At 62.1% G+C, this 979-nt stretch carries 2 protein-coding genes; both read right to left on the reverse strand.

What is annotated here, in order from left to right:
• Positions 1–654 (reverse strand): IS3 family transposase (locus tag G3N96_RS38755; RefSeq protein ID WP_206140495.1); only part of this gene is annotated, 654 nt, incomplete at its 3' end.
• A complete protein-coding gene (locus G3N96_RS38760) occupies positions 651–914 on the reverse strand; it encodes a transposase (protein ID WP_006764058.1) in 264 nt (87 codons plus the stop codon). The genes G3N96_RS38760 and G3N96_RS38755, both read right to left, overlap by 4 nt.
• Positions 915–979: the final 65 nt, after the last annotated feature.

The following is a 979-nucleotide window of genomic DNA, read 5'->3' on the forward strand; positions in this document are numbered from 1 at the left end:
CTCGATGTGCGCGTTTTCCACCGGCTTACCTGGACGGATGAACTGCAGCTTGACGCCATGTTCGTGCGCCCATGCATCGAGCGCCTTGCTGACGAACTCTGGCCCGTTGTCGACCTGAATCAGATTAGGCTGCCGTCCCCGCTGACGTAGCTGCTCCAGCACGCGCGCGACCCGAACGCCCGTCAGCGAGAAGTCGACCTCGATGTGCGGGCACTCGCGATTCCACGCGTCGATGATGGTCAACATGCGAATACGTCGGCCATGCACCAGCGCGTCAGCGACAAAGTCCATCGCCCAGCTTTCGTCTGCGCCGTTAGGCGTCGGCATCACCACGCGCAGATGACTCGGGCGCTTCTTTCGCCGTTTCAGGCGAAGCGACAGACCTTCTGCGCGGTACAACCGCTCAGTGCGCTTGTGGTTCTGGACCAGGCCCTCCCGGCGCAGCAAGACATGCAGGCGCGGCGAGCCAAACCGTGGTCGCTCCTGTGCCAGCTCGCGCAGCCGCTGCCGCACTTCGTGGTCGACGTCAGGTGGCACTGGCCGTCGGAACGTCCGGCGATTCAGGCCAACGAGCGCGCACGCCCGGCGCTCCGAATAGTCGTGCTGCTCCATCACCTGCTGCACGACTTCCCGGCGCTGCGCGGGCGAACTCACTTTTTTCCGAGAACGTCCTTCAGAACCTGGATGTCCAGCGCCTGGTCCGCCACCAACCGCTTGAGTCGCTGGTTTTCCTCCTCCAACTGCCGCAATCGCCGTGCTTCCGACACATCCATGCCGCCGTAGCGGCTACGCCAGTTATAGAACGTCGCATCCGATATGCCGTGCTTGCGGCACAAGTCTGCGACCTTCATCCCGGCATCGGCTTCCTTCAGCACCCCGATAATCTGCTCTTCGCTGAACCGCGACTTCTTCATGACAAGGTTTCTCCTGCGGCCTTGCCACTAACTTTACAGTGGGATACTTCAGAGGGGGAAGGTCA

The sequence above is a fragment of the Burkholderia sp. Se-20373 genome (assembly GCF_017104705.1).
GTDB lineage: Bacteria > Pseudomonadota > Gammaproteobacteria > Burkholderiales > Burkholderiaceae > Burkholderia.